The sequence below is a fragment of the Pseudomonas sp. SDO5591_S426 genome (assembly GCF_054070755.1).
This window is the reverse complement of sequence record NZ_JBSVXD010000027.1, coordinates 23,936-45,705: the sequence shown is the minus strand read 5'-3', so window position 1 is coordinate 45,705 and position 21,770 is coordinate 23,936. Positions and strand designations below refer to the sequence as shown.

The window sequence follows — 21,770 nt, the reverse complement described above, 5'->3', positions numbered from 1 at the left end:
CCCTGCGAAAGCGTAGCCCTCGCAGGGTGTGGGGGTGACCATCTCATTAGCCCACGCCGCGAAAAGTCGCGGCGCGGTAGTTGTCTCTCCAAGCCATGGGGAGCTCCGGTTATGGGGCCATCATTGAATACCCGATATCGGTGTCGAAGGTCGCGCCCTGGCTGCCCTCGGTCTTCACCTTGGAGCCAGCCGGCACGTTGTTCAGGTCGACCTGAACCCTGACCGCTTGCGGCGGTTGGGCCATTTGCTGAACAGCGTTTTGACCGATCTGCGCGGCCCGGCGACCCAGATCTGTATCGGCCGCACCAGTGGCAGCCGCGGGCGCGCCACCCTCAACGCCACCGCCGACACTTGCACCATCAATACCCAGAAGGTTCTTGGCCCAGTCAGGCAAGCCATTCTTGATGGCGGCAACTGCTTCGGAGATTTTTGCACCCAGGATTGCGCCAAGGTCCCAGCCCGTCAGGTATTTGATCAGGCCATTGAAGCTCTCCATCATGAGCGTGACGGGGTTGAATTCCTTCCACAGCTTCCAGATGCCGTTGATGATGCCGTCACTGAAAGCGGCTTTCACGCCAGCCCATTTCTCTTCGAAGAACGCGACGATGGTGTCCCAGTTCTTGTAGATGATGAATGCCGCCGCGCCAATGGCAGCGATCGCAGCCAGGAACCATCCGACCGGCGTCGTAAGAATGGCGACACCGACGCCCTTCAGTGCGACGGCGAGACTGTACAGACTCACCACAAGCCCTCCCCCGATGTAAGTGCCAACGGCGGCAAGCACCACGTTGGCGCCACCAAAGGTGTCCGACAGCATCCCGAAAACACGAATGACCGGCTGCACGCCGTCGTAGAGATCACCCAGGAAGCCGGTCACCCGCTCAATGTTGCCAGGCAGGTTCGCCGCAAACGCAGTGGCGAACGCCTCGATCTGCGGCCGGTACTTCACGATGGTCTCGATCAGTTGGGTACCAAGCTTGTTCAACTGCGGAACCAGCGCACTGCCGATGGTGTTGCCCACGCCACTCAGTGCAGCATGCAAGGTGTCCAGGGTATCGCCGAAGGTCTCGCCCTCACGAACCGCGCTATCGGAGATCACCAAACCCAGGCGACGAGCCTCGTCTGCCATTTCCTTGATGCCCGCACCGCCGCCACGGATCAGCGGCAGCAGCTCGGTTGCACTTTTGCCGAAGATCTTCACGGCGGCTTGGGCCTGGAGCGATGGGTCTTTGATCTTCGAGATGCGATCGACGAAGGTATCGAACAGTGCATCCGAACTCTTCAGCTTGCCGGATGCATCCTTGATGTTGATCCCCAGGCCTTTGAACATCTCCTTGAGTTCTTTCGAGCCTGCCGTCGCGGCGCCGACGTTGATTTGCATTTTCTGCAAAGCGCCGCCGAGAGTTTCTGCGGATGACCCTGTCAACTTCGCCGCAAAACTCAGCTCCTGGAACCGCTCGCGGCTGATGCCGGTCCGCTCGGCTGTATCGCCAATCGCGCCAGTAGCATCGGCAAAACCTTGAAAGAACAGGTTCAGTGCTGCGCCGGTAATGCCGAGTGTCGCCCCGAGTCCAAGCAATCTCTTGGTGCTTGACGCGACCGCGTTGCCGACCCCGCCGATGGCACCTCCAACATTTTTCAGGCTGTTGGTGAAGACCGGCAGACCAACCCGATCGAGCGCCCCGGTAATTCCGGCGCTGGCCGCCTTGACCTTGCCGAAGATCCCGCGCAATGGAGCGGTGACTCGGTCGACGGCCTTGATGATTAAGCTTAGGGAGTAGCCTTTGTCTGCCATTCAACCCATTCCTCGGTGCGCTCAAGCCACCAGTTCAGCTCGTCGAAATCCATCTCCATGACTTCCGACGGCTGAACACTCATGACCTTGACGACGACAGTCACTCCTGACTGCCACCCCCGAGGTGCTTCAGCAAAAAATCGCGTGCCTCCTGAATCACGGCGGCCTGGTCGTCCTCGCTCAGCTCCTCGATCAGCGCAGGCGGATGACCGACCATCTTGGCGCCGAGGTCGATCAGCGTGGCGAAGTCGATATCGACACCGCCGCTGCCCTTGCCGTCGGAGGTGACGCGCAGCGCGTGGCCACGCAGGTACTTCAGCTTGCGGGTGACGGTCAGTTCGCTAAATGTTTCTTTGCCGAAGGTGACCTGCTCGACCAATTGAATCGTTTTTTCCTTTGCCATTACGAGACTTCCTCGGCAGACATGCCTTCAAAACGGCAAGCAATGTTGCCTTCTTCGGTGTTGCCGGTGCCCTCGCCCGCGTACCAGGCTTCACTCAGGGTGATGACCTTGCCGTTGGCGAGTTCCAGCGTGATGGTGGCGTCGTCGAGCGTGACCAGCTCTTCTAGGCTGAGCTCGTTGCGATCGGTGATTTCACCCTCAATGAACGGCATCTGCGGCGTTTCTTTGTAGCCGTGGACGACGTCAGAACCAACAATGCCTTCTTTCTTCGGCTTGCCGATGTTGTAGGTGAAGTTGCCCTTGGCGAAGTAGATATCGCCATTAATTTTCAACGCGATAGTCCCGCCGACGCGGTTTTTGCCTGCCATGGTTTATCTCCTGGCGATTCGCCGTTACAGGCGGAACTGAATTTTGTTGGCGACGATGCGCAACTGATTGACCAGGTCCGGCGGCAACAGCACGTCCATACGGTTCGGGTCGCTTTCGTTCCGCTCGACGATCAGGTTTGCTTTGAAGTCCGCCATGTTCTCGACGAGCCCCAGGCGTTCCCACTCGCGGAACTTCGAGATGGCCTCAGCCTTCATTACCACCGGCGTGACAACAGGCTGGCCAACGCCGTAGCGGGTGCCGTCGTTGGCCAGCTTGGGCCGCGGGTACTTGCGCAGGATGTAGTCGCGCCAGTCGTGGCGGATGTACATCAGGGTGAACAGGGTTTCGCTGTCCAGGTAACTGATGTCAGCGCCGCCGGCGGTGTTGGTTTTGTAGGTAGTGATCAGCCGCTCAACGACCATCGTGCCGTCGTTGTTGACCTTGCTGGTGGCGATACCATCGAACAGCAGCAGGTTGCGTTCTTGATTGGTGAACTTGTCGGCAGCCGCCGGCGCCAGGCACCACGCGTATTGCAGGTTCTGAATCGGGCGTGCCGGGTCAATCGCAGCATAGAGAGCGGCAATGGCCATGGTTTCGGCCGCCTTCTCATACGCAGGCATGGGCTCATCGTTGGCCATCATGATGACCAGATGCTGATTGTTGTGGCTGTCGCCCAGCGTGCCGAGCGAACCTTGCGTACCGCGCGCGGCAGTGAAGGCATGCGCCTCGATCTCGCGATCCCAGGCGAAGCGGCTGTTGAGCTCGGTCTTCACCGTGGCCAGCGTTGCTGCGTCGGAATATGGCAGTCCCCAGACCTGGAACCATTCATCACCCAAGGCGGCTAGCGCGGCGCCCAGATCCGGATTACCGGCACCGCTAGCGAAGGCACTGATGGTAACCGCCACACCTGCTGGCAAAGCTTGACCGGTGTAGTAGTTCACCCGGGCGTTGAGAGTATTTCCCGCCTCGCCTTTGTGGCGACTGGTCAGCGTGACGGTACCAGTTGTGGCAGTTGCGGTGACGGGCATGTCATCAGCGGCAGTGGCCGCCGCGACCACGGCAGCGCCAATGGCCGTCGCAGTATCCCCACTGATCACGCCCACGGACACACGGCGGCCAGCAACCATCAGTTCGATGGTGCCCGAGGCAGTCGCGGTACCAGTGAATGCGAGGGTGGCTGTAGCGGCCACACCCGCAGCATTGTCGATCACCGGCAGCACTTGCAGCTCGGTATAGGTGTCGATGGCCATCGCGGCGCGGACCATGCCGGCCAGCATTGATCCCTTACCGAATTGAGTGTCGGCTTGGGCTGGGCTGGTGATGCGAATCAGGGTGTTGGCAGCGGCCGGCGCGGCGGCGAGCTTTTGACCAATCAGCAATCGACGATAGCTGACAGGTTGAGGCCCGCGCACCGCCTTGCTGTTGTCGATTTCGCTGTACACGCCAGGCTTGCGGAGTGTGCCTGCGCCAGGAATCGTATCCATTCCAATGGTCATTGTTTTTCACCCTTGGTTTCGGCCTGTACTACAGCCTTTTCGATAACGACGTCACCGGCCTTTTCCTTGCGGATCCAGTAACTGTTCAGTTCCACAGGCAAACCTTCCGGCTTGATCTGTTCATAGGTGTCGGGATGTCGCACCAGGCGGCCCTCGGCCGGCTTCACGAGCACACGCGTGGTCATGGGTTCAGGTCCTCGATGATGGTTTTGGCGCGGTCAGCCGGATCCGGCTGCGCGTTGTCCAGGCTGTACTCGGTCGTAACCGTGTTCAGGCCCGGCAGGCTTTCGTTGAATAGGTCGTCGGGGTGGCGGTCGAAGTACTCAGCCTCGAAGATGAGGCGACAGGCACCGGTCAACTGCTCCGACTGATCGAGCAGCACCATGCGCGAACGCACGTATTGCAGGTCATTGACGGTGTCGCCAAGGGTGTCATCCATGAGCAGCAGGCGTTCGACTTGTCGAGCCAGCGTATCGAGGGTGTCGTCCAGCGCTACGTTGCCTTCAGCATGGATCTCCACCACCAACTCAACTCGGCGCCGGTACTCCCGGGGAGCTTGGTTAAAGATTTCGGCCGACTCGTCCATCGTGTAAACGATGATGGCAGGGAGTTCGTTCTGCCAGCCGTTTGAAATCAGAGGCGCTACGCGGCTGGCATATACACTGGCCCCGGCATTGGTGGCGCCCAGCAAGACCGCAACGGCCTGCTTGCGGATCAGTTCTCGTGGGTGAGCCATGTTTAAACCTTACGGAGGAAGAGCGTCACACCTGCTACACCATCGGCCTGTACGTCGTTGATGGTGTACAAAACGCCGCGAGCCTGGACGCGGTCACGGCTCGTTGGTTTGTTGGGAAGATCTACCAGGCGAACGCCGAGGATAGGGTTGCTGCTCGATACCGGCGCCCCTGTCTCTGGATCAACTGAGACGTGAGCGGTATCGAAAACGGCTTGGGCCAGAGGCACACCGGGCTCTACCCCATCGGTCAGCCAGTACACAGCGCCCTCAGGATCGAGGGTCGCTGATGGCTCGCTGAAGGTGCGGATCGAAACGCCAAGCATGCGCTGGGCCATTGAGGCCCAGCCCATTACACCGGTGCCGGAGCGGAGACGCCGTTGAGACGGCAGGCACCGGTCGCGCTCGGGTTGGCCGCGATCTCGGTGGCCACGCCGACCAGAACCAAGCCGGTAGCAGAAACGTTGGTGAGCGCCCGGCTGGTGGTGTTCATGTAGATGAGATCGCCCTGGGCCCAGGCCTGCGCACTGATTTTGGTCAGGCCGAACACACCGCAGAGCTTCAATACCACCGGCGCGCCAGCTGCTTCAGTGGTAGCCGCAACGCCGATGAACGCGCCGACTTTGTAGAGCTCGCCCGATACGGTGCCGCCGGCAGGAGCGATGACAGTGATGCAGTCACCGTGCTGGATGAAAGTCTTCATGCAAGGTCCCCTTCAGAGACTGGAACTGGATAACAAAAAGGGCGCCACGCGGCGCCCTTTGGGGTTCAGGTCGAACAGGCGAGTTACGCGCCTGGGTTTTTGTACGCCCCGCGGTAATCGATCCAGCCGGCGCCGAACACCAGACGGGCTTTGATTTCCATCCCGTCGACTTCGAAACCTTCGCGGGTCTCCGTGAATACGCCCTGCTCGCCTTCGAGGTATGCGTATTCGAAGGTGTCGACAGCACCAGGAGCTGCGTACAGGTACCACTGGTTACCGGTGATGCGAGCATCCACGATCACGGTCAGCGAGGCGTTACGGACATCGTTGATGTCGGCGTTCTTCGCTGGCACGTAGTTGGAGCTGGTGAACTGGTACGCCTCGAGCTCTTTGTCAGGGCCGACAACCAAGAACTCTGGGGCCAGGTTGAGGAACTCGCCCGCCTTGCTCTTCTGCTTGCGCATCGCTGCGCGAGCTGCAGCCAGGGTGGTGGTATTGATGGCACCGCCGCTCCCTGCAACGTTGCCGTGGGCCGCGTCGAAGAACGGAGTACCGTCAGTGAAGTTTGGGTTACCGAGCAGAAGTGCCCAGACCACATTGGACTCGGTTGCAGCAGCGGCATTGCCCAGGGCTGCCGGGATACGAGTGAGCGCGCCCAGGTCATCGTTCACGATGGTTTCCCAGGTGATGGCGATGATCTTACCGAACTTGGCGACCTTGATCGGGGCCCCGTCCTCGGACAGCGTGCCGTACTTGTACTCGCCGTGTTCCTTGACCTGCTCCAGCGCAGCAATGTCGCCCAGCGCAGCGCGAGTCACGGCACGGAAGTCCGGCACAGTGGTCTGACGGCCGAGCGGACGCCAGGTCTGCGGTGCATTGGTGTAGGCATCGCGCAAGGTGCGATTGACGGTGCTGCCCAGCAGCAGTGGGAAATCGCTGGTGGAGTGCATGCCGGCCGCGCGCACGGCCTGACGGTCACAGCCAAGGGCGGCGCGAGCCAGTTCTTGCGGAGTCATGCCGCGCGCATTTCCGCCGGCCATCTCGACGAACTCGCGAGCCATGTCGACCAGGCGCATTCCGCGGAACTCTCGGCCGGTTTCTTCCAGCTTGACGCTGGAGTCGCAACGATGCAGCAGGGCGTTCTGCATGGCAGAGCGCTTGGCGTTGAGTACCGACACGTCCAAACCGCCGGTGACCACAGTTGGCTGACTGTTGCGGGTTTCCGGCTGATCCTTGTTTTGACGCTCGGCCAGCTTGTCGATCAGAGCTGAACTCGCCTCCGCTACCGGAACACCGCGAGCAATCAGGTCTTCGACGAAAACATCGTCATCGATCTGCGTTTTGCGCGCCATGGTGCGGATGGTGAGGCTGCGCAGGCGCTCGGCCTCAGCGGCTTCACGGCGAAGCTTGTCCTCGGCCGCGCGCTTCTCTTCTTCGGTCATTGCATCTTCCTCTTGGATAGTAGGCACGGCGGCCGGTTCTACGGTCGGCTCAACAGCTGACCGAACTTCAAAAATGGTGTTGAATCGCTGGCCTTCGTACTCGGCCGGGGTTTTGGCGCTGCGAACCTTTGCCCCATCGTCGAAGCCGATCGGGACCAAGGAGAGTTCCAGTGGCTCCCAATCGACAGCGCGGTACGTGGGTAGCTTGTCGTCTTCCGCCTCGACAACTTCGTAACGGTGAACGGCGTAGCCGACACTGATGTTCCGAAGGATGCCGTCGACAACGTCCTTGAAGACCACGTCTGCATCTTCACGCTTGCTGAACCGGACAAGAGCGTGACCCTCGCCACCCTCCAGCCAGGCCCGCTCTACAACAGCCAGAACTGCACTCAGCTGGTACTGGTTATGGGTATCGAGCAGCGGCGCCCCGTTGTTGAGCCGATCAAGACGGACTGCGCCGTCGCTAACGTCCAGCTCTTCCATGTAACTGCCGACGTCCCAAGACCAGCGCCGACCTTTAGCGCCGGTCGTCCAAGTCAGTTCGACAGTTCGCGCGTCGATATCGACTGAGCCAGGCCGTACGGCCGCACGAAGGCTGAACGCCGGCGTCTCATGTGTCTTTCGCGTCATCACCTGATTCGGAGTCGGCATCGTCTGGTTTCTCTTCTGTGGTTTGTGGCTGGCTCGGGGAACCGGCGGCCGCAACTCGGCGCGGGTCGCAATCCAGCACCAACCCGAACTCGTCGATCATTTCGTTTGCTTTTTTGATTTGCTCGGCGTGGCGTTTTGGGTCCGTGATACCGAGCTCGCGCAAGGCATCTGGCCAAGTGGTGAGGCCATTGCGAACGCGGGTGATGACGTTTTCTGTTTCTGCTTTCGGGTCGACCATGTCGCGCCGAGGCGGAACCCAATAGGCCTTGACGTCATCGGTCACGCCGCCAGGCAGCAGGATCTGTGCTTCCATGAACCACCGCCAAACCTGATCGCATAGCTGGGGGATCAGCATCCGCCATTGCCACACGTCCACACGCCGGGCGAAGTTCAGCCAGCCCATTCGCCCGCTGGAAAAGTTGACGCCCTTTAGGTCACCCGTGAGCAGTTCATAAGGAACGCCCAGGCCAACAGCCATGGCATGCAGTTGCTGCCATGAATACGCGGTGTAGCCATTGAAAGTAGGAGGTGTGCCGAAGGTGACGCTTTCACCAAATCCAAGCTCCTGCACCATCGCGGGCTCGACGCGGTCAATCAGCGGCGGTTTTTTGCCGGCACCCGACCCGCTGTTTTCATCCTTCGTGACGAACGCGGCGAAGCAGGAGGCAATCTTCGCCTGTTCCATCACGGCGTCTTCCATCTCGTCGAAGTTACGCATGCGCTGAATGACCGGGGCCAGCCAGCTGTAACCGCGCGCCTGGCCCGGGCGTTTGCGCAAGAAGACGTGAATCACATCCTCGGCCGGCACCCGGCGCGATTGCAGGGAGCCCCAAACTGCGTTGGCACCAGGGTGCTCATCGAACAACCAGTACGCGACACGACGGCCAAGAGCATCAAACTCGACACCCTGGATGATGCGGTTCAAGCCGATGATGTCCGCCTTCGACTCGTCGAGGAAGTCGGCCTCCAAGACTTGAAGCTGTACGGGGACAGGGAGTCCGTCAGAGCTGAAGCGGCGGCGCCGGCGAACCAAGCACTCTCCACTCTCAGCGACAGCCTCCATGAGCATGTGCTGCAGGCCATAGAAATTATCCAAGCCGTCAGCATCACAATCGGTTGTCTCAGCCCAAGCCTTCCAAAGGTCCATCAACCGCAAGCCGTCACGATCGCGCTTCGCCAATGGCAGCGGAACAATCCCAGCCCCGACAGCGTTGTCGGCAATACCGGTAATTCCGCGTTCACCGAAAGGATTGTTGCGGCGCTGGTCCCGTGCCCGGTTTCGAAGCTTGGCCAGAGCCGGAGCATTCTCAACGTTGGCATCGGCACCCGTTGCGCGCCACCCGTCATTACGGCGACCACCAGCAGCGCCCTCAAACCGGCGCTCAATCATCTTGAGCGCCATGTCCGTCCGAGCTTTCTTCAACCGGCTTTCCGAACGTTTGGCCGCGAACCCGGGGAACAGATCATCAATCATCCCCATGTCAGTACCCCTTCGAGAACGAAGCGTACCGGCGGCCGCCATCGTTGCAGGCGTTCAGTCCAAGCTCGGTGGCCATCAGCTTGAGGATCCGCATCATCTCGTCGAGTGATCGGTAGGTGACGCTCTTGTCGGCATAGCGGACCGACAACGCCCCTTCGGCGATGGCCGCCTGCAGGGCGCTGTATTGCTCGATCGTGTAGGCCATCAGTTTTTATTCCAGTGAGAGGATTTCTTCCGCGGCCGTTCTTCAGCGTCCGGTTCGTTGCCACCAGGTACAGCAGCGACCAACAGATCGAGATCGAGCCCGAACCGCTGCTGGCAGATGCGCAGCGCGGCGAGCGCGTACACGAAGCAGTCGAGAGCCTCATTTCGACGGCCGCCGCTGTCCCAGCGCATCACACGCTTGCCTTTGGATATGGCTGCTTTTTTCTTTTCTGAGGTGAGTTGCTTCACCTCCGATTCGTCGCAGATCGCGTCGTTGGCAGGAAGGTGAACCACCCCTGGCTGAGACACGCCGGCCTGGGATGCAGCCGTATCGACGGGGAGCCCCATCCGGCTGTAGAGCAACTCTTTGGCGTTGTCGGTACCGACCTCAGTGAGGAAGACCTTGTGCACCTTGTTCTTGGTGCGCGGAAAGTTCGCGATCGGCTTGCCGTAGATGGTCGCGCCGCGGATTGGAACAACCCAGTGCACGCCGTGCTTGCGGCTCTCGGCATAAACCTCGTCCGCGTAGTGGCCGCCGGCGTCCCACGTCCAGCGCTCCACCTTCATGAGGGTGCCGTCCACTCGGGTGAACTGCCGGTGCAGCTCGAGGCCAACCTTGCGACGCAGCTCTTCGCTGGCCGGATCGCCCATCAGGATGAAGCGGTGAACAAGCCAGGCTTCCTCACCTGGACCGAAGGCCCAGACACGACCCTCGAAACGGTCGTCCTGTGTATCGATCCCGCCGACCAGGACCAGGCCAAGGGCCGGGACCTGCGGAAAAACTTCGCGGCGACCGTACAGGACTTCCGAGTCGAGTTTCTCTCCCTGGTCGTCGTCCCAAGTTTCGCCGCGCGTGGTGTTGATGAAAGTGATCAGCTTCGAGACGTCGCCTTTTACCTTCAGCCATTCTTCAGCCAGGCTGAGCCACGTACTCCAGGTGCTGTAGATCGCCCAGATACTGAAGCTGACCGAGCGCGGGGTACGGATGATTTCGTCATCGACACCAAACCAGTCCATGCCGTCGCGGGTCCAGATACCGGTGTGTTCGCAGATCCAGCGGCCGGACTTTGAGGCCTCAACCATTTCGTTGTGCCAGATGATGCAGGCGGCGTGCTCGCACACGTACCAAGCTTTCTCGGCTTCACCGAGTGCGTTCTTTTCCCACTTCAGGCCGAACTCACAATCCTTGCCGCCCCACTTCAGCGTCTGCTCCTGCCGGCAGTGCGGGCAGTTGATGTGAAACTTGAGCAGGTACGGCGACTCTTCAACGGCCTTGGTGATCTGGCAGGAGCCGACTCGTTTCGGCGTAGAGCCGCGAATTGACTTCGGGTAGATCGCGCCATTGAGTCGCTTGTCGCCCAGGGTGATCGGCGCGCCCTCGCCTTCAACGCTTTCGTCAAAGTTTGAGAGCTCGTCGTAGATCACCTCGTCGGCAGATTTCTCACGGTAGTTGCGCGAGGCCTTACCGCCTCGGATCCAGAGCGTGCGCCGGTTGGCGAATATCTTCTGGTCGAGGGTGTTGTCGCTGTGCTTGCGCCCGAACCACGGAGCCAAGTCGCCCAGCACCGGCACGTCACGGATCATGCCGTTGACGTGGCTCTTGCTGATGTCCTCGGCGTCCGGGTCAGTCGGGCTCCACATCATGACGTTGCGGCGCTTGTGCTGGATCTTGTAGCCGATATTGGCCATCAACAGCTTGGTGTAACCGATCCGCGCCGACTTGATGAAGTTGACGACGTTGATCAGGTCGTTGCCCATGCTGTTCAGGATCGCAACCTGAAACGGCTCTGTCGTCCATTTGCCCTCGTTGTAGGAGGACTCGGCGGACATGTAGAAATTTGCATCCGCCCATTCGACGGCGGTTTGCGGTGGTTCTTTGTAGAGCGCCTGGAGTCCTAGCTTGATCGACTTGCGCAGATCATTCAGCCATGGACTCAACGTACTCATCTAATAATTCCGGAAGTTGCTCACCAAAGCTGGCGGCAATGTTTCGAGCAAGCGCGATCTCCCGCTCCACCGACTCGATGATTCGAGGGTCAACCTCTGGGTGACGACGGGTGACGGTCTTGCCGACGGTGTCCAGTTTCGAGCCGATCTGTGCGGCGATTTTGGCAAGGGCAAATGTGGCGAACGGGACCGGGACCAGCTGCTTGTCCAGGACCAGGTTCTTCTTCTCCTGGGCGATGCGTTGAGCGGCGGTGAGACCGCGACGTTCTTCGAGCAGCTTGTACTCGATCATCGGATCGACACCTTCGGCTCCCTCACCCGCCGGTTGTTGTTTCCGCTGCGAGTGTTCAACGCGGTTATCGACCACGTTCTGCACGGTGTAGAACGCCTCGCGACCGATGCGTGCGACAGGCGCAACTCCCCATTTGTCAAAGGCTTGCGGGGAAATCCCGAGGCTCGACGCCATCTCGGATTTGTTCAACCACCCGCGCTGTTTGGTTGTTTCGTTTTTGGCCATGATTAAACAACAACCAACCTCTGAAAAAAGGTCATACATGTTTGATGGGCGGGGCCCGAATTACCCGCATGGGGCTGGGGGCCTGGGAAGGACCCAAAAGGGGGGGGGTGGCCCCTGCCCTGCACGTCAGCCCCGGGCTGACGACAGCGCCTGATCCATCGCGCTGGCGAACTCTCGCTCTCGGTTCGCCTTCACGATGTTGTCTGCGATCTTGTAGAACGGAAGGATCACTCGGTACCCAGGCTCGCTGTCACTGAAGACAAAGACAGGTCGAACGGCATCACCGAACGCGGTCTTCCTCTTCTCCCAGATACCCTGTGTGCCATCGACATCGCCGGCGAAATACTTGTCGGCGTTGCCCTTGCGCTTGCTGCGCTTGCTGCCTGTGGCATTGGCCTGCACACCACTGACCGTCTCGGCAGCACCAAGGCCTGACAGGATCTTCATGATCGTGCCGCGTGGTACGTTGCCGAATTGGTTAAGTGCTGACGGTGCAGGGATTGCGTACTGCCCGGGCTTCATGAGGCCTTTAGCGATCAGCGCTTTCTCGAAGCGCTTATGTGGGCGGCGACCGCCCTTTACTGCCTGCTGAAGGTAGGTGTCAGCGGGAACGCCAGAAGTCCACGCATCCTTGAAGAAAGTTCGCGCTTCAGGCTTTTCCTTTTTGGCGACCTGCACATATAGGCTGTTCATGGTGGTGTTGGTCGGCTGGTCCAGGCGCTGCCGCATGACGGATAGCTCGCCTTTCTTCACCAACACGGCCAACCGGGTGGTCATTAGCGCAAATGCGAAGGGCAACTGCTTGGCACCCAATGTACGCAAGGCTTTCGACAACTCTTCCACATTGGTGGTGGCATCGATCTTGACCATGCCTGACCTCGTCGATTTAGTGCTTTCTGCGATCTATCTTGTCCGGGCCGTACTGCCTGTCACAGCCAATGCAGTGCTCGCAATTGAGTGTTCGACACAGCCAGGCCTTTACCTTCTGCCACCAGGTAACCATGAACACGTGCCGAACTCCTGCCAATGCCAGAGCCACATGCAGCGTCACGCCAGCAGTGGTCGGACCGATGAAAACGTTCTGAGTGCGGGTCATCACCACGAAGCCGCTGATGGCAACCGTTGAGTAAATCAGCTTCCCAAGGATGCCGTCCCGTACCTTGCCACTCAACACGCACCAAGTTGCCCACAGCGCTATCAGCCCGCAGGCGATGGAGCTGATCAGTTCGTAGTTCATGGCGGGTTGCCTCCCCCAAACCGCTGGCGGATGAACGCCCAGAGGTCAGCGGCTTTAATTGCGCGGGTGATTGCAGCGATTAATGATCCGCCAAACGTACCGAGTAGAAACCCGACACCCGCGACACTGCGAGGCTCGACCACACCGAAGTAGGAGCTGATCAAGCCGGTTAGGTAATGCGCACAGACTGCGCCAGAGAAAATGAAAATTGCCCAAGCCTTGCGGTCGACCAGGTCATCCCGGTGCCAGAAGCTGGCAGCGATGGCACCCAACAGTCCGGCAAATGCCCAGTCGAGCTTTTCGAACAGGCGCTGTAGAAACTCCATGCGCTCGACTCCGTGGGGCATGTCTTGAAAAAATCGGCTCCAACAGCACTCCCAGCTTGGAGCAATGGGTGTGGTGGAGCCGAAAATGAAAAAGCCCCGGCAAATGCCGAGGCTCAGAGAACTGTAGAAAGCAAAAAGCCCAACTCGATGGTTGGGCTTTGCTCGCGGAAAAACCGCAAAGTAACGTGAAAACTATAGATTCAAATCGATGCTGTCAAGCATCCTTCGAAGTAGTTACTTCGACATCTCGCAGTCTTCAAACATAGGCGTTTTGACAACATCCCCCTTACCGGTGCAGATCACCTTCACTGTTGCGCCCTTTTTCAGGGTCGCCATGACAGACATGTCTGATTTATCAAATTTAAACTGAGGCCCCATGAACTGATTTGTACCGGCCAATACGAGATAAGGCTTACCCATGAAATCAGTGTTGATATCAGTGATCCGGCCAGACACCTGCACTCTCTTTCCTTTGAACTGCATATCGGCTGCGACAGTATTCTCTTCATAGCTCGATGCTACTTGGGAGGCGGTGTAAGCCTTAATAGGCTCAGCGGGAGCGGCGGCAGCTGGGGAAGAGACGGCCGCCTGGGAAGCTACCGAATTACTGTTATGGCTCGAGGTTGAAGATGGCGTTCCAGCCATAGCAAGCACACCGAGAATAAGCCAACCAAAACCGAGAATCCGGGCCAGCAGAGAGTGTCCGTTTCTTAGAAGAAACCAGGCGAATACAAACGGGAGAAACAAAATGCCAATCCCGAGAAGAAAGCTGACATTGCGTTTTGTTGGGGCGGTCACAGTATTCATATCGCTCTCCGTGGCGATCGGTGGGGATCGCATTTTGAACGTGGAAGAGGCAAATTGCTACTAGACCGCCAACTCTGAAATTAAGCCGCCTGACGGCGTAGGTCGAGAGCCCCATCGATCCAGGCAACTCCCGCCTTCCAAAGGCCTTGGGTTTTTCCATAGCCAAACCCTAATCTCTTACCGACGGTCATCAAGTCGATATCACGGGACGTGTAGTACTTGATGATCACGTTCCCTGCTTCCGGGTAGCGATTGCGCAGCCGACCAATAAGTCCATCCATCATGAGCGCATCGTCATCAGTGATCATCGGGGTATGTAGGGTGTTCTCACGGGATGCGCAGCAGGATACTCCAGACCCCAACACCACCCAGCGGCCCCAATGCTCCAGCAGGTCTTCCGATGTGCGCTCGGTGAAGTTCTTCGTTCTGGCCATTGGTCAATCCCCCTTGTAAGACGAGCGGCCGGCGCCGCGACTGTTCTGTTGCTGGTACTGCTCGACGGTGTCGTTCGCCGCCGGAGCCAGGGTTGCGAGGTGACGCTCCCGACGCAGCAACATACCCAACTGCACCACCAGATCTTCAACCAGCAACGGCTCCAGGGTGACGGCGTGCACCAGGCCGGAAGCGTGGCAACCAATGCAGTCGAGCTGATGAAACACACCCTGAATGATCCCCTTCCCAGCGCAGGATGGGCAGTCGGTGAGCGGTATCAGGCAACGCACAAAGGCAGGGCCGTGGGTCTTTTTATCCATTTTTAAACCTCGCCTATGGTTGATTCTTGAAAGGCCTCGCAGGCCTTGTGTTCCGTGGCTTCCAGAGCAATACCAGAATCTCCCGTTCTAAAGCCGGTCAATCCGTGAATCAGGGCAAAGCCACGCTGGTCTAGATGCGCATGCCACTTCTCCAGAGCATCGCGCTTGCGACTCATCACGTCGGACTGGATGTACACCTTCACGTTGTGGCCCATGGCGTGGTTAATCAGCAGCTCACCGATCAGGTGGTCGATGCCGATATCTGCCCAGCCGGTACGGGCCACCTTGCGCAGGTCGTGACTGGTCCACTCGCCCTGCCCCAATCGGGTGAACACGGCACTGGCCTGGCCTTCGCTCAGCGCCTTGCCGTTGCGTGCCGGGAACAGGTACTGCCCGTCGTAGCCGTTCGCCCACTGGTGGTCGCGGTAATTGATCAGCAGTTGGCGTGCCTGGTCGGTCAGTGGCAGGTGATGCTCGACGCCGGTCTTGGTGTTCGCGGCCGGGATGAACCACTCGCGCTCGGCCAAGCTGATGTGTGACCACTGTGCCTGCCGGGATTCACCGATCCGGGTGCCGTGGCAGAGCATCATCAAGGCGAGCATGGCATCCGCCGGCGCGCTGGCCTTGGCCGCCAGCAACAGGGCGATCAGGTCCTGCAACTGGGTGACGCGCAGCCGGGACGGCTTCACACCGACCTTGGCCTTTGAGAAGTCACTGAATTTGACGTCCTTCATCGGATTGACCGCGATCAATCGCAGCTTGAAGGCCTGGCGGAAGGCCAGGGCCAGCAACTGGAACGCCGAGCGCACGTAATCGATGCCGATGGATTCCTGCGCCGGCCACATGAATTTGTCGTCGAGCGTGGCCTTGTTGATGGATGCCAGCGGCACGTCGCCCAACAGCGGCTTCAGGTGGCACTTGATCAGCGAGGCGCCAGTCTTCTTGCGCTTGCTCGACAGGCTGCGGTCCCGGGCCATCCGGTCGGCGTACCAGTCGAGCAGCTCAACGGTCAGCACCCACTTCGACAGGTTGGAGCCCTCACCCGCGTCCAGGCGCAGGCGAATACCCGGCAAGGCCGCGACCACCTGCTTGGTGTTGAGGTCAGGGAAGTTGCCCACGAGGTTCCACTTCCCCTTCAGCACCAGGTACCACGACGCCCGAGCGCGGTCGCGGGTGAATCGCAGGTAAAGCCCGCGGTTCTCGACGTCGCGCAGGTCCCGCACATCGCCGGTGGCCTGCCGCTTGATTTCGGTATCGGTGATCTTCACGGCAGCGGTGGTCATATCCACACCGCCTTGGACTTTTGCTCCGTAGGAGCGAAGTCACCGCGGAGTGGCATCAGGTGCTCAGGACGAAAGAATCCCGAGCCATCCACGTCATCGCGATAAACCACCCAGCCATCGAATTTTGGAGTGAACAAGCGACCATCTGGTTCTTGAGCGGTCTGCCCCTTGCGCAGGAAAACATCGAGCTTCACCGTGGTCATCGCGGCGAATCCAAAGCCCGAGGTGAGTGTCAGAGCCAGATCGCCCGAATTGAATTGATGGCTCATGCAGCCACCACGGTCGGCGCGAGACGCAGGTAGGCGCGGATCTGCTCCATCGTGTCGAAGTGTCCTCGGCACACTACCGCCAGATAGCCATGGGCATTGAGCTTGCGAATGCGCTCGTGCTGACTGTCAGAGATCGCGGCGTCGTTCGGCGGCGTGGCCTTGAATTCGATGTACAGGCCGAAGAACCCGCCGCGAGCCATTGGCAGGACCAGATCGGGAATTCCGGCCTTCACGCCCTGGGCCTTCAACTTCGCAGCAACCGCCTTCACCCGATGCCCGCCATTCGGGACGTGAAAGATCAGGTCGGCGACTTCAGGCATGCGGATGCGCAACTCGGTCAGCAGCGCGGCCTGCTCCTGGCCTTCGCGGTCGATGATCTTCTTGCGCACCGGCTTCAGCGCGAAAGGTTTTATGGTCAAGGCCTTCAATTGCGCTCCCCCCGTGTGATGCGCTCCCGGCGACACAGGCGGCGAATGCCCTCGACGCAACCACCGAAAGTGATCAGCAGGAAGGAAAACCACAGGTGGATCAGAATGTCGTTCATGCAGCCCCCTTTACGGTCAGGATTCCGGCCCCGATCAGGGCCTCATGTGTTTCAGCGATCGCGCGCGGCATGTCCGACCAATCCACGTCGCCGGCGGCGCGGCCATCGATGACGTCATGGCAGGCACTGCATGCGTAAACCGCCACGGTGTCGAAGCCCTTCATGCCCATGCCCTTCTGCCCACACGGCAGATGCGCAAGCACGGTGGTGGCCGGATTGAAGTTGCAGATGCTTGGCAGGCGGACGGTGCAGTCCTGGCCGTTGGCCGAGGCGCGGAGTTTCTTCGAGGTCACGCGCATACCCGTTCCCCCGTGGTGCGATCGATTACTTCGTAGGTGGACGGCCACATCACCTGGCCGAACTTCAAGGCCGCCGACGAATGCTCGAACAACGCCACGGCACGGTCTGGCTTGTCGGTGAGCTCCCACTTGTAGCTGCAGCAGTGCACGGCGAAACGGTAATCAGCCGGATCCGTGGTCACGAGATGAGGATTAGGCACGGGCGCCACCTCGCGAACGCATGGCCCTCAACTCGGCCAGCGCCTGATTGCCAACTTCTGGCGTGCGCGTCGAGGGCGCGGCGAGCTCGGCAACGGGTACCGGGCCCAAGTTCTCACCCATCCAGACTTTGCGGACCTGTTCCAGGTAACGTTTCTCGAAGCTGATCAGGCCCAGCTCACGACTGAGCAGCGGCAGGCTGTTGAACCCAGCAGCGGCCGTGGCGTGGTAAACGGCCGGGTGATACCACTTTGCAACGCCGTGCATAGTCGGGTGGCAGTTGCGCAGTGCTTGTTTGTAGGCTGCTTCCACACGCGGCAGGGGCGGATTGAGCATCTCTGGCGCAGGCACGCAGCCTTGGATGAACTTGCCCACACTTGGGATGAAGTCGGAAGGTTCGGCACGGCACCGGATCAGGCCAATATCGATTTGCTCCTGGGTGCATATCCCGTTTTCGATGAACGCCTTCAACCACGTGGCTTTCGACTCCATGTAGGACTTCTTGTCCGGCCATGCTTGGCGCCATGCGGTGCGGATAGACCGCAACTGGCGAAACAGTTGGTTGATAACTTTGCCCGTTTCACGCTCTTGGTCCTGCTGGACCTTGACCGCAACTTCACTTTTCGCCTCGACGAACTCGCCGTGGTGTACCTGTGTCATCGCCCGGGCAGCAACGCTGGAGACCGATCTCATTTCGAAGCTCCTTTCATCCACTGGGTGTCGTCGTCATCGAACTCGTCCGAGTCGACGGTTGATGCAGATCCAGCAGCCTTCACGCGGTCGCGTTTGATCCAGTTGGCCAATCGGAAACACCAGCCAGCAGCGGTATCTACCATCGAAGACTTGGCTACGAAGAAGCCCTTGAAGCCAGCGAGCAGTTCGTCAGTGATCGAGTCAGTCGGGAGTCCGGCGATCTTGAGCTGGGTGGTCATGTACACCTCAGGAAGTTCCCACTCGGCGAACATGGCGAAGCGTTGACGGTGATCCAGTTCCTCGATGGCGGCCTGATCCTGCTCGACAACCACATCGGCAATCACGCGCTGCTGCTGCTCTTCGGTTCCTTGATGGTTAATTGATGTATTGGGTGCAGCCGCTGCACCCCGTTCTGTTCCAGGCTGCACCCCGTTCTGTTGTGAGTTGCACCCCGTTGCGTCATCTGCACCTCGTTTTGTACGGGGTGCAGGATTTGCACCCCGCGATAGTTGAAGGTCGTAAACCACTGGACGGCGGTCATGGCGGTCAATGTGCACAGCGGCGATGGCTTGATTGCCCTTTTGGATCAGCCCTACCTTCTCCAGATCATCCAGCTTGTAACGCACGGTGCGCTCGGAAAGGCCGGTGTCCTGAGCAAGGGTCGAGGCAGACGGAAAGGCGCCAGCTCCATTCGAGCCGGCATAGTTGGCCAGGCACAACAGCACGTGACGCGCGCTGGAGTCCTTCAGAGATTCGGTGGGCAGAGAGAGCGCCCAGGACATTGCTTGGACACTCACAGCGAGGCTCCGATATTGATTTCAGCCAAACGGGCAAGGCCTTTCGGCGTGACCAATGGATCGAAGGCTGCGCGCTCGGCGCCGGTTTCAGGATCAGCCTTCAGGGAAGTGACTTTGTGGATCATGTGGCCGGCGGTAATGCGCGGCTGGTATGCGGTCCAACGGCCAGAACCTTGGCGACGGAAAATCCAGCGATGCTGCTCCATCCATGCGAAGAGTTTCGAAGGCTGGACCTGCAGATGCTTGGCCGCGTCGGTGATACAGATCGCGCCACCAGCCGCAGCTAGGCGCTTGATTGCAGCAACTTTCGGCGCCTGGTCGAGGATGACTAGACGTAGAGATTGATTGTCCTTGGCTTGATCGGCGGCGGCCTGCAATGCCTCGGCGTAAGTTGCCGGGATTTGGAACTGACCGACCTGCGCTTCCAGCTCCTGCCAGCGATCAATGATCCGTGCACGCAACTCGACGCTGTACCCAGAGACGACCACCAGAGTGTCACGCTGAGACAGCAGAAATTCCTGATAGACCTGCCCGTTCTGCGGATGCACATAGGGGGTGTCGTTTGAAGAAACGACACCCCTCGCAACGTAGGCGCGGATGGTTTTCAGAACGTTGTCATGCGTACTGCCGGTGAGTTCGGCGATTTCGCGCGACGACATGGTGTGACACGACACGCTATGCGAACTACCCAAAAGTGTCGCGACATGGTGGGTATTGCCGGGGGTGATCTGGTTATGCATAATCATCTCCACAAAGTTTTGCCGCTGTTGAAAAAGCCGACCTCGTACGTCGGTTTTTTTGTGCCTGCAATTCAGGCGGTGTAGGTGTCCGGCGCATCCGTGGTAGCTTTTTGCTTCCCAACGAAAAGGCCTAGGAGGCCGGACATGACAAACAAGCGAATTCCAGTTGTTACACGCGAATTTTTGCTGGCTAAGTTGCAAGCGCTCCCCGAAGGCACGGAAGTAAGCTTCTCGGGTCTTGAGTTCATTGATTTTGATGTGACGTGTCGGGAGCCCTTTCGAGTCCAGGCGGTGTTTGATCCACACGTGTACCGAACGGCGGAAGGCGACGTGGTGGTTCAAAACCCTGAATGACGTGGTAGGTGAGCTGGCAGGCAGCCTCAGCATCTTTCGGCGCATATATCGAGTGAATCTGCCCACCGACTCTCACCGTGGCGGACACCTGATCATCGGAATCAACCTCAAGCAGAACCGAGATTTTGTGAATCCCTCGAAGCTGTTCAGCTCGGTCCCATAGAGACCGAGCTTCTTTGCTCAGCCTCTCGGCCATCGCCTCATTTGTTGCCTTTTCCCCCAAAGAAACCGGCGTCAAAAGCAACACGCAGGTGTCTTGCACATCGATACCACCGACCACTACCTTCCCTTCGCTCTGCTGGCCCATCGCTCACCTCTCAAGTACTGGTTAAATTCACAGCTAATCCGGTGTTCTGCTTTTATGGTTGATGGCCCTGGATAATCCATCTCGCAGACAGCACTCATTACGCGGCGGTGTTCTGCGAGGGGAAGGGCCGTATTTCTTCAGCGGTATAAGTGCCATCGTCGTGCTCAATGACTTGGATATCTCGTTCATTGCGAAGCGCTTTCGAGATCGCTGGCGAGCTGACCCCAAGCGCCTTTGCGACGGCGGTCTGGCCAATCCTCTCTACCAATTCAGGCAATGGCGTCTTCTTCATTTCTTGGCCTAAGAACCATGATGTGTGGTCGAGATATTAACCGGCGGTTAGCTTCCAAGCAATACCGCCGGTTGACGCAATTAAGTTAACCAACGGTTAAATTCTGCGAATGACGAAAAAGAAAGAGCTGTCTCCGGAGCTAAAGGCTGAGTGCGATGCCGCTAAAGCTCTGTACGTATCGAAGAAAAATGCTCTTGGGATAACCCAGGCAAGCCTTGCTGCGGCTGCTGACATTTCATCGGCCGCGGTCGCGATGTATCTGAATGGCACGAATCCACTAAATGCGAAATTCGCCTCGGTGCTATCTCAGCAACTGGGTGTGCCGGTCGAAAAATTCAGCAAGCGACTGGCCAAGGAAATTAATCGTATGACCAGCGCCCCAGAGATGGCTGTAGGTTTTGGAAGTTCGGCAGCTGACATCGTCCGAAACATGCTTGCCCATCAGGGTAAAGGACTGAATGAGGATGCCCGCAGGCGGCTACTGGCAGTTGCTGAGGCGGAGGAAGGCGGCGCCATTGAGATCGACTACTACCGGCCCGGTGTAATGGGTGATGAGGTGTGGATCGCGCATTACGACGTCCGCGCCGCGATGGGTGGCGGGCAGATTCCTCACGACTATCCCGAGATGTTTCAGGACGTGCGAGTCAGCCCCCAGCATTTGCGCGAGATGGGCGTCGAGTTCAAAGAGCACTTTCACCTGAAGATGGTGACGGGCTGGGGCCAGTCGATGGCTCCGACGATTAAGCACCGTGATCCCCTCTTGGTTGACGTGAGCGTTCGTGAATTTACGGGCGATGGGATCTACATGTTTTCTTGGGAGGGGCACCTGTACATCAAGCGCCTCCAGTGGCTGGGCGATGATCAGATCAAGATGATTTCCGATAACGACAGGCATCAGCCGCAGACGATCAGGGCCGATGAGACTTTCATTCAGGCACGGGTGCTGCTGGTCTGGAATGCTCATTTGGTCTAGTTCTTGAATTTTATGAGAACGTCAAATGTCCAACTTAGGGATTGAAATGTAATTTACGATCTCCATTATGTGATCAATGTTGATAGTCACCGTCTACAGTAGTTACGAATTCTGCGGAACCTGCTTCGCGGCAGCTTCGCACTACATTAATGGCTAAGG

The 21,770-nt window shown here is 58.9% G+C and carries 31 protein-coding genes; 1 reads left to right on the top strand and 30 read right to left on the bottom strand.

From position 1 onward, the window contains the following. Window positions 1-109 precede the first annotated feature (109 nt). From ACW9JC_RS08740 to ACW9JC_RS08595, 30 genes are all read right to left on the bottom strand, one after another. On the bottom strand, window positions 110-1,795 hold the full coding sequence (locus tag ACW9JC_RS08740) for a phage tail tape measure protein (RefSeq protein WP_457454692.1): 1,686 nt from the start codon (window positions 1,793-1,795) through the stop codon (window positions 110-112). After that, a complete protein-coding gene (locus tag ACW9JC_RS08735) occupies window positions 1,771-1,899 on the bottom strand; it encodes a hypothetical protein (RefSeq protein WP_457454690.1) in 129 nt (42 codons plus the stop codon). The genes ACW9JC_RS08740 and ACW9JC_RS08735 overlap by 25 nt, the downstream gene beginning before the upstream one ends. Then, entirely contained in the window at window positions 1,896-2,198 is a 303-nt protein-coding gene (locus ACW9JC_RS08730; RefSeq protein WP_457454689.1) for a hypothetical protein, read from the bottom strand. Before ACW9JC_RS08730 ends, ACW9JC_RS08735 begins: the two co-directional genes overlap by 4 nt. Continuing rightward, entirely contained in the window at window positions 2,198-2,566 is a 369-nt protein-coding gene (locus ACW9JC_RS08725) for a phage tail tube protein (protein WP_457454688.1), read from the bottom strand. The genes ACW9JC_RS08730 and ACW9JC_RS08725 overlap by 1 nt, the downstream gene beginning before the upstream one ends. Before the next feature lie 24 nt (window positions 2,567-2,590). Beyond that, the gene (locus tag ACW9JC_RS08720; RefSeq protein ID WP_457454687.1) at window positions 2,591-4,051 is read right to left on the bottom strand and encodes a phage tail sheath subtilisin-like domain-containing protein; all 1,461 of its coding nucleotides are present in this window, start codon (window positions 4,049-4,051) and stop codon (window positions 2,591-2,593) included. Between the two features lie 8 nt (window positions 4,052-4,059). Then, window positions 4,060-4,248, bottom strand: coding sequence for a DUF2635 domain-containing protein (locus ACW9JC_RS08715; protein WP_338585871.1), 189 nt, complete (start codon window positions 4,246-4,248; stop codon window positions 4,060-4,062). Next, window positions 4,245-4,799: a hypothetical protein gene (locus tag ACW9JC_RS08710; protein WP_338585869.1), complete on the bottom strand. Its 555-nt coding sequence runs from the start codon at window positions 4,797-4,799 to the stop codon at window positions 4,245-4,247. Before ACW9JC_RS08710 ends, ACW9JC_RS08715 begins: the two co-directional genes overlap by 4 nt. A gap of 2 nt (window positions 4,800-4,801) precedes the next feature. Further along, complete coding sequence (locus ACW9JC_RS08705) at window positions 4,802-5,149, bottom strand: head-tail joining protein (RefSeq protein ID WP_457454685.1); 348 nt, start codon at window positions 5,147-5,149, stop codon at window positions 4,802-4,804. Continuing rightward, window positions 5,149-5,499: a DUF2190 family protein gene (locus ACW9JC_RS08700; RefSeq protein ID WP_150733446.1), complete on the bottom strand. Its 351-nt coding sequence runs from the start codon at window positions 5,497-5,499 to the stop codon at window positions 5,149-5,151. Before ACW9JC_RS08700 ends, ACW9JC_RS08705 begins: the two co-directional genes overlap by 1 nt. Before the next feature lie 83 nt (window positions 5,500-5,582). Continuing rightward, window positions 5,583-7,571, bottom strand: coding sequence for a prohead protease/major capsid protein fusion protein (locus tag ACW9JC_RS08695; RefSeq protein WP_457454684.1), 1,989 nt, complete (start codon window positions 7,569-7,571; stop codon window positions 5,583-5,585). Continuing rightward, window positions 7,552-9,072 carry a phage portal protein gene (locus tag ACW9JC_RS08690; protein WP_457454683.1) on the bottom strand — a complete coding sequence of 507 codons (1,521 nt, stop codon included), beginning with the start codon at window positions 9,070-9,072 and terminating at the stop codon, window positions 7,552-7,554. The genes ACW9JC_RS08695 and ACW9JC_RS08690 overlap by 20 nt, the downstream gene beginning before the upstream one ends. Before the next feature lies 1 nt (window position 9,073). Then, window positions 9,074-9,277 (bottom strand): phage head-tail joining protein, encoded by a 204-nt coding sequence (locus ACW9JC_RS08685; protein ID WP_457454682.1) that lies wholly within the window; start codon window positions 9,275-9,277, stop codon window positions 9,074-9,076. Further along, on the bottom strand, window positions 9,277-11,223 hold the full coding sequence (locus ACW9JC_RS08680; RefSeq protein WP_457454680.1) for a phage terminase large subunit family protein: 1,947 nt from the start codon (window positions 11,221-11,223) through the stop codon (window positions 9,277-9,279). Before ACW9JC_RS08680 ends, ACW9JC_RS08685 begins: the two co-directional genes overlap by 1 nt. Continuing rightward, window positions 11,195-11,740, bottom strand: a complete 546-nt coding sequence (locus ACW9JC_RS08675) for a terminase small subunit (RefSeq protein ID WP_457454679.1) — start codon at window positions 11,738-11,740, stop codon at window positions 11,195-11,197. The genes ACW9JC_RS08680 and ACW9JC_RS08675 overlap by 29 nt, the downstream gene beginning before the upstream one ends. Before the next feature lie 126 nt (window positions 11,741-11,866). Then, complete coding sequence (locus tag ACW9JC_RS08670) at window positions 11,867-12,610, bottom strand: hypothetical protein (protein ID WP_457454678.1); 744 nt, start codon at window positions 12,608-12,610, stop codon at window positions 11,867-11,869. 16 nt (window positions 12,611-12,626) lie between these two features. Next, complete coding sequence (locus ACW9JC_RS08665) at window positions 12,627-12,977, bottom strand: hypothetical protein (protein WP_457454676.1); 351 nt, start codon at window positions 12,975-12,977, stop codon at window positions 12,627-12,629. Further along, a complete protein-coding gene (locus ACW9JC_RS08660) occupies window positions 12,974-13,303 on the bottom strand; it encodes an MFS transporter (RefSeq protein ID WP_186639173.1) in 330 nt (109 codons plus the stop codon). Before ACW9JC_RS08660 ends, ACW9JC_RS08665 begins: the two co-directional genes overlap by 4 nt. Before the next feature lie 234 nt (window positions 13,304-13,537). Continuing rightward, a complete protein-coding gene (locus ACW9JC_RS08655; protein ID WP_457454675.1) occupies window positions 13,538-14,110 on the bottom strand; it encodes an OB-fold protein in 573 nt (190 codons plus the stop codon). An 80-nt stretch (window positions 14,111-14,190) separates the two neighbouring features. Then, the gene (locus ACW9JC_RS08650; RefSeq protein ID WP_457454673.1) at window positions 14,191-14,544 is read right to left on the bottom strand and encodes an antiterminator Q family protein; all 354 of its coding nucleotides are present in this window, start codon (window positions 14,542-14,544) and stop codon (window positions 14,191-14,193) included. A gap of 3 nt (window positions 14,545-14,547) precedes the next feature. Continuing rightward, the gene (locus tag ACW9JC_RS08645) at window positions 14,548-14,862 is read right to left on the bottom strand and encodes a hypothetical protein (RefSeq protein WP_457454671.1); all 315 of its coding nucleotides are present in this window, start codon (window positions 14,860-14,862) and stop codon (window positions 14,548-14,550) included. 2 nt (window positions 14,863-14,864) lie between these two features. Continuing rightward, complete coding sequence (locus tag ACW9JC_RS08640; RefSeq protein ID WP_457454670.1) at window positions 14,865-16,145, bottom strand: tyrosine-type recombinase/integrase; 1,281 nt, start codon at window positions 16,143-16,145, stop codon at window positions 14,865-14,867. Further along, entirely contained in the window at window positions 16,142-16,414 is a 273-nt protein-coding gene (locus ACW9JC_RS08635) for a hypothetical protein (RefSeq protein ID WP_457454669.1), read from the bottom strand. The genes ACW9JC_RS08640 and ACW9JC_RS08635 overlap by 4 nt, the downstream gene beginning before the upstream one ends. Continuing rightward, window positions 16,411-16,842, bottom strand: coding sequence for a VRR-NUC domain-containing protein (locus ACW9JC_RS08630; protein WP_457454668.1), 432 nt, complete (start codon window positions 16,840-16,842; stop codon window positions 16,411-16,413). Before ACW9JC_RS08630 ends, ACW9JC_RS08635 begins: the two co-directional genes overlap by 4 nt. Before the next feature lie 112 nt (window positions 16,843-16,954). After that, window positions 16,955-17,257 (bottom strand): nuclease domain-containing protein, encoded by a 303-nt coding sequence (locus ACW9JC_RS08625; protein ID WP_457454667.1) that lies wholly within the window; start codon window positions 17,255-17,257, stop codon window positions 16,955-16,957. Then, window positions 17,248-17,457 (bottom strand): hypothetical protein, encoded by a 210-nt coding sequence (locus tag ACW9JC_RS08620; protein ID WP_408596612.1) that lies wholly within the window; start codon window positions 17,455-17,457, stop codon window positions 17,248-17,250. The genes ACW9JC_RS08625 and ACW9JC_RS08620 overlap by 10 nt, the downstream gene beginning before the upstream one ends. After that, the gene (locus tag ACW9JC_RS08615) at window positions 17,450-18,148 is read right to left on the bottom strand and encodes a replication protein P (RefSeq protein WP_457454666.1); all 699 of its coding nucleotides are present in this window, start codon (window positions 18,146-18,148) and stop codon (window positions 17,450-17,452) included. The genes ACW9JC_RS08620 and ACW9JC_RS08615 overlap by 8 nt, the downstream gene beginning before the upstream one ends. After that, entirely contained in the window at window positions 18,145-18,930 is a 786-nt protein-coding gene (locus tag ACW9JC_RS08610; RefSeq protein WP_457454696.1) for a helix-turn-helix domain-containing protein, read from the bottom strand. The genes ACW9JC_RS08615 and ACW9JC_RS08610 overlap by 4 nt, the downstream gene beginning before the upstream one ends. 11 nt (window positions 18,931-18,941) lie before the next feature. Beyond that, window positions 18,942-19,604: a Rha family transcriptional regulator gene (locus tag ACW9JC_RS08605; protein ID WP_457454694.1), complete on the bottom strand. Its 663-nt coding sequence runs from the start codon at window positions 19,602-19,604 to the stop codon at window positions 18,942-18,944. 325 nt (window positions 19,605-19,929) lie between these two features. Further along, window positions 19,930-20,346: a hypothetical protein gene (locus ACW9JC_RS08600; protein ID WP_457454665.1), complete on the bottom strand. Its 417-nt coding sequence runs from the start codon at window positions 20,344-20,346 to the stop codon at window positions 19,930-19,932. Window positions 20,347-20,443: 97 nt separating this feature from the next. After that, on the bottom strand, window positions 20,444-20,638 hold the full coding sequence (locus ACW9JC_RS08595; RefSeq protein WP_221108436.1) for a Cro/Cl family transcriptional regulator: 195 nt from the start codon (window positions 20,636-20,638) through the stop codon (window positions 20,444-20,446). A gap of 109 nt (window positions 20,639-20,747) precedes the next feature. On the opposite strand from ACW9JC_RS08595, the gene ACW9JC_RS08590 reads away from it, so the two are divergent. Next, the gene (locus ACW9JC_RS08590) at window positions 20,748-21,611 is read left to right on the top strand and encodes a S24 family peptidase (RefSeq protein ID WP_457454663.1); all 864 of its coding nucleotides are present in this window, start codon (window positions 20,748-20,750) and stop codon (window positions 21,609-21,611) included. The last annotated feature ends 159 nt before the right edge of the window (window positions 21,612-21,770 follow it).